Annotated in this window: 6 protein-coding genes; 5 read left to right on the plus strand and 1 reads right to left on the minus strand. The window is 64.7% G+C overall.

Annotated elements, in window-relative coordinates; translation table 11 throughout:
• The first annotated feature begins 96 nt into the window (after nt 1-96).
• Both QJT78_RS48245 and surE read left to right on the plus strand, forming a co-directional pair.
• Nucleotides 97-375, plus strand: a complete 279-nt coding sequence (locus tag QJT78_RS48245; protein ID WP_281460754.1) for a hypothetical protein — start codon at nt 97-99, stop codon at nt 373-375.
• A gap of 104 nt (nt 376-479) precedes the next feature.
• On the plus strand, nt 480-1,247 hold the full coding sequence (gene surE, locus QJT78_RS48250) for a 5'/3'-nucleotidase SurE (RefSeq protein WP_028152468.1): 768 nt from the start codon (nt 480-482) through the stop codon (nt 1,245-1,247).
• Between the two features lie 3 nt (nt 1,248-1,250).
• Here surE and QJT78_RS48255 read toward each other — a convergent pair whose 3' ends face one another.
• Nucleotides 1,251-1,622, minus strand: coding sequence for a response regulator (locus tag QJT78_RS48255; protein ID WP_028152469.1), 372 nt, complete (start codon nt 1,620-1,622; stop codon nt 1,251-1,253).
• A 237-nt stretch (nt 1,623-1,859) separates the two neighbouring features.
• On the opposite strand from QJT78_RS48255, the gene QJT78_RS48260 reads away from it, so the two are divergent.
• The 3 genes from QJT78_RS48260 to QJT78_RS48270 all read left to right on the plus strand — a co-directional run.
• On the plus strand, nt 1,860-2,510 hold the full coding sequence (locus QJT78_RS48260) for a protein-L-isoaspartate(D-aspartate) O-methyltransferase (RefSeq protein ID WP_028152470.1): 651 nt from the start codon (nt 1,860-1,862) through the stop codon (nt 2,508-2,510).
• A gap of 109 nt (nt 2,511-2,619) precedes the next feature.
• Nucleotides 2,620-3,999, plus strand: a complete 1,380-nt coding sequence (locus QJT78_RS48265; protein WP_028152471.1) for a LysM peptidoglycan-binding domain-containing M23 family metallopeptidase — start codon at nt 2,620-2,622, stop codon at nt 3,997-3,999.
• Between the two features lie 400 nt (nt 4,000-4,399).
• The coding region (locus QJT78_RS48270; RefSeq protein ID WP_281460755.1) for an SUMF1/EgtB/PvdO family nonheme iron enzyme at nt 4,400-5,041 on the plus strand (642 nt) is incomplete at its 3' end.

A 5,041-nucleotide genomic window follows, 5' to 3' on the forward strand; every position in this document is an offset into this window, starting at 1 on the left:
TGAAGCTCTTGCCCGGGAAACAAACTCAAACTAACAGTCCCTTGTCCTGCCTCGCGGGTGGAGGAATTTGACTGACCACACCCGGAGGAATTTGAAGTGACCCGCGGGGACATCGCGATCGCGCGGCTCTGGGATGACGATCTCGTGTGCAGCCGGCGGGCCAAGCCCGGCGTGAATGCTGCGGATTTCGATAAGGCGCTGACCGTGGCGCGCGAACGCTTTCCGCAGACGCCGGAGCCGGACCCGATCCTCGCGCAATTGGAGGCGCTCGGGGTGATCGAGGCTCCGGTCGTGAGCCTGGTGGTGCCGGCGATGAAGCTGCGTGCGGAAGGCAGGCTCGCACGCTTCCTGCCGCAATGGCGCATCCGCAGGTAGCAGGATCAGGCTGGGAACCCGCCGCCGGACCCAGTCGGCCGGTTTGCCTGATCGGCCCCGGCCGGATAAGACGGCTCAGACCCGCTTCAGGAACGATTTTTAATATGCGCATTCTCTGCACCAATGACGACGGCATTCACGCCCCCGGCCTCAAGGTCGTGGAGGAGATCGCGCGCGCATTGTCCGACGACGTCTGGGTCGTTGCGCCCGAGCTCGACCAGTCCGGCGTGTCGCATTCGCTCTCGCTGAACGATCCGCTGCGCCTGCGCGAGGTCGGACCAAAACACTTCGCCGTGCGCGGCACGCCGACCGACTGCGTCATCATGGGCGCGCGCCATATCCTCGGCACCAAGCCACCGGACCTCGTACTGTCCGGCGTCAACAAGGGCCGCAACGTCGCCGAGGACGTGGTCTATTCCGGCACCATCGCCGGCGCGCTGGAGGGCACCATCCTGGGGCTGCCGTCTTTCGCCCTGTCGCAGGAGTTCAGCGTCGAGACGCGCGAGCGCCCGCTTTGGGATACCGCGCTCAAATTCGGACCCGACATCCTGCGCAAGGTGATCGCCGCCGGCATCCCGAAGGACACCGTCATCAACGTCAATTTTCCGGCCTGTACGCCTGAAGAGGTGCTCGGCATCCGCGTCACGCGCCAGGGCAAGCGCAATCTCGGCTTCCTCAGGATCGACGAGCGCAGGGACGGCCGCAACAATCCCTATTTCTGGATCGGCTTCGAGCGCGCCGCGATGATGGATACGCCTGCCGAAGGCACCGATCTGGCGGCGCTGCGCGAGCGCTATGTCTCCGTGACGCCGCTCCGGCTCGACCGCACCAATGAGGCGTTTTCTGAAGCGCTGGGCGCGACGCTGAAGTAATCGCTAGCCGCCGCGAAGGGCGGCCTCGATGGTCTTGCCGAGCGCGTCGAGTTGGAACGGCTTCTGCAGGGCCGGCCGGTCACGGTACTGCTCGGGCAGGCCGGAGGAGCCGTAGCCGGTGGCGAAGATGAACGGGCAGCCCTTCGCCCTGATGACATCGGCGACCGGAGAGATGACCTTGCCGTTGACGTTGACGTCGAGGATGGCGATGTCGAACTCGGTCGCCTGGGCGAGCCGCAGGGCCTCGGTGATATCGCCGGCCTCGGCAGCCACCTTGTAGCCGAGCTCTTCGAGCATATCCGCGACCATCATCCTGATCATCACCTCGTCCTCGACGAGGAATACAGAGCGGCCCGAAGGTCCGGTCGCGGTCATAGTCGTTGAGTCCTTGCCCATTTGCGGAAAACGTTCGCAGATAACGCGAATCGACGCAATGCGCGTTTCGGCGAGCGGGCACCCGAAAATGGTCTTTGCAGCCAACCCGTTGCAAGCCGATTTATGGTCCAATACCGCGCCCGAAAGGCTATCATGGGTTCCTGGGTAGGAACAGGATTCCTGCCCCGGGTCTTAACGAGACAAGTGGCCCCGGACCCGACGAGACGATAAGCAGCGATGACCTCCGATCAGCACCCGCCGGAAAAGATGATGTTTCAGCTCTCGCTGAGGCGTCGGGGCATCAGCGATCAGGCAGTGCTGCGAACCATGGAGGAGGTGCCGCGCGATCTGTTCGTCGAGGAGACCGATCGCGACGCCGCCTATCGTGACAGCGCGCTGCCGATCGCCTGCGGGCAGACCATCAGCCAGCCCTTCGTCGTCGCCTACATGACCGAGCAGCTGCAGCTCCAGAAGAAGCACCGCGTGCTCGAGATCGGCGCCGGCTCGGGCTATCAGGCCGCCGTGCTGTCGCGGCTCGCGGGCCAGGTGCTGACCGTCGAGCGCTACCGCAAGCTTGCGGAGGCGGCACGCGCCCGGCTCGAAAAGCTAAACTGTCACAATGTCGAGGTGATGCTCGGCGACGGCCTCAACCTGCCGGCCAATATCGGCCCGTTCGACCGCATCATCGTGACCGCCGCGATGGAGCAGCTTCCGGAGAACCTGGTCGAGCGGCTGGAGGTCGGCGGCATCCTGATCGCACCCATCGGCCCGCACCATGGTGTGCAGACGCTGGTCCGCTTCAGCCGGACCGAAGCCGGGATCGAGCGCAAGGAACTCGTCGAGGTCCGCTTCGTGCCGGCGCTGCCCGGGGTGGCGCGGGAGCTGTAGGTCTCCGGATCGGCTGTGCTGCCAACATCTTATTGGGAGGGTTAAGCCGTTATTTACTCGCGACGTGTTTACTTAAAAGATCAGTTCTGTTGCGTACGAGTGAGTAACCATGTCTGTTGTCGCCGAGTTGCTTAACTCGCGCCGCGTGCCGCAGGTTGCGGTCTTGGCGCTGATCTCGTTCAGCTTTGCAGGGTGCAGCGCCGACATGCAGTCGCGGCTGTCCCAGTCGAATTTCTCCAACCCCTTCTCGTCTGATCAGACCGGTACGGTGCAGCAGGCACCGCCGCCGCAGCGTGAGCTGCCGCAATATTCGCGGCCGCAGACGCAGCCCGGTTATTATCAGTCGCAGCCCCTGCCGCCGCCGGCGGTCTCGGCGCCGCAATCCTATCCCGTTGCGGCGGGTGGCGGGGTGTCCGGAGGCGGTCGCGGCGTCAGCTCCTACGCACCCCCGGCGCAGCCGCATCTGGAGACCACGGCCACCGTGCCGCCGCGCTCGGTCGCGGCCGCCCAGCCGGCCGGCGGGACCAAGATCATCGTCGGCACCAGCGACACGCTCGACGTGCTCGCCAAGCGCTATCGCGTCACGCCGCAGGCGATCCTCGCCGCCAACGGCTACAAGGGCCCGCGCGCGCTCTCGCCCGGCCAGCAACTGATCATCCCGCATCCGGCCACAGCCGCTGCGCCGGCACCGGCGATGGCTCCTGTCGCGGCGGCTCCCGCGATGGCGCCTGCTGCGAAGCCGGTTGCAGCCGCTGCGCCGCCGAGCACACACTTCGTTAATCACGGCGACACGCTCGCCAGCATTGCCCGCAAGAACCACATCTCGTCGGCCGAGCTTGCCCGTGCCAACGGCCTCGATCCGTCGGCGAAGCTCAAGCTCGGCACCAGGCTGACCGTGCCGGGCGCCAAGACCGCCGCCGTCGCGGCGCCGGTTGCTGCGGCTCCTGTCGCGGGCACGCTGCAGCCCGTTGCGGTTGCTCCCGCAACCGCCACCAAGATGGCCGCTGTCGCCGCACCCGTGCAAAGCGCGCGCCTGGCCCAGGCCACGGCCAACGTCGAAGAGAAGGCCGCGGAGGCTCCGGCGAAAGCTGCGGAGACCACCAGCGCGCTGCCGACCTTCCGCTGGCCGGTGCGTGGCAAGGTGGTCACGAGCTACGGCGCCAAGACCAATGGCAAGTCCAATGACGGCATCAATCTCGCGGTGCCCGAGGGTACGCCGGTCAAGGCGGCAGAAGACGGCGTCGTCGCCTATTCCGGCAACGAGCTCAAAGGTTACGGCAATCTGGTCCTGGTTCGGCACTCCAACGGCTACGTTACCGCATATGCCCATGCGAGTGAGCTGATGGTGAAGCGCGGCGATACCATCAAGCGCGGTCAGGTCATTGCCAAGTCGGGTCAATCTGGGGAGGTGGCGTCGCCGCAGCTCCACTTCGAGATCCGTAAGGGATCGAGCCCGGTTGACCCGCTTCAATTCCTGAACGGGGCGTGAGGCGCGGGCCCACAGAGTAGGGCACGCAATCACCACGAGTATGCTGTCATCGCCCGCCTTGTGTGCATTGCGCACTGGTGCGGGCGATCCAGTATTCCAGAGGCGGCGGTCGCCAAGCCGAGAAGCTGCCTCGAACCGTGGCGTACTGAGGCTTTTGTGTCCGGACAATCAATTTTCGAAAAACAACCCCATGCAAAGTAGCCGAGGCTGTCGGTGGGATGTCCTACTGTTCTGAATCTGCTTCGGTTTTGATGATGCAGCGGACATGGCAAGGCTTGCTGGCGACCCAGCACCATCGTGAATGACCCAACCTGGAGCCTTTGATCTAGATCAATCTCGAAGAGTGGCATTCCGTTTCCGTTGCGGCGCAGGCCAATGACGCTCGGGTCCGGAGATCGGCATGAAGCTGGCTGATGCGAAATCGTCGCCTGAGTCCGGACAATCGGTCCAGCATCCAGCGGGTGAGGGGATGCTGTACGTGCCGGGCGGCACGTTTCGCATGGGTTCGGATCGGCACTATCCGGAAGAAGCGCCGGTCCACCGCGTCACCGTGGACGCGTTCTGGATGGATTGCCATCCAGTGACCAACCGGCAATTCAAGGCGTTCGCGAAGGCTACCGGCCACGTCACCGTTGCCGAGATCGCGCCCGATCCAAAGGACTATCCGGGAATACTCCCGCACATGGTCTATGCGGGCTCGCTGATGTTTTCTCCGCCCACGCATCCGGTCAGTCTCCGGGACTTCAGCCAATGGTGGACCTTCGCCAAAGGCGCGAACTGGCGGCACCCCTACGGGCCGGGCAGTGACATCCGTGGGCTGGACGATCATCCCGTCGTGCATGTGGCCTTCAGCGATGCGCTCGCCTATGCAAAATGGGCCGGCAAGGATTTGCCAACCGAAGCGGAATGGGAGTTCGCGGCGCGCGGCGGACTGGACGGCGCCGAGTTCGCATGGGGAGATGAATTTGCGCCCGGGGGCCGTCACATGGCCAACACCTGGCAGGGTGAATTTCCACGCCAGAACACCAGGGACGACGGATAC

Source organism: Bradyrhizobium sp. Mp27, assembly GCF_029953005.1.
Classification (GTDB): domain Bacteria; phylum Pseudomonadota; class Alphaproteobacteria; order Rhizobiales; family Xanthobacteraceae; genus Bradyrhizobium; species Bradyrhizobium barranii.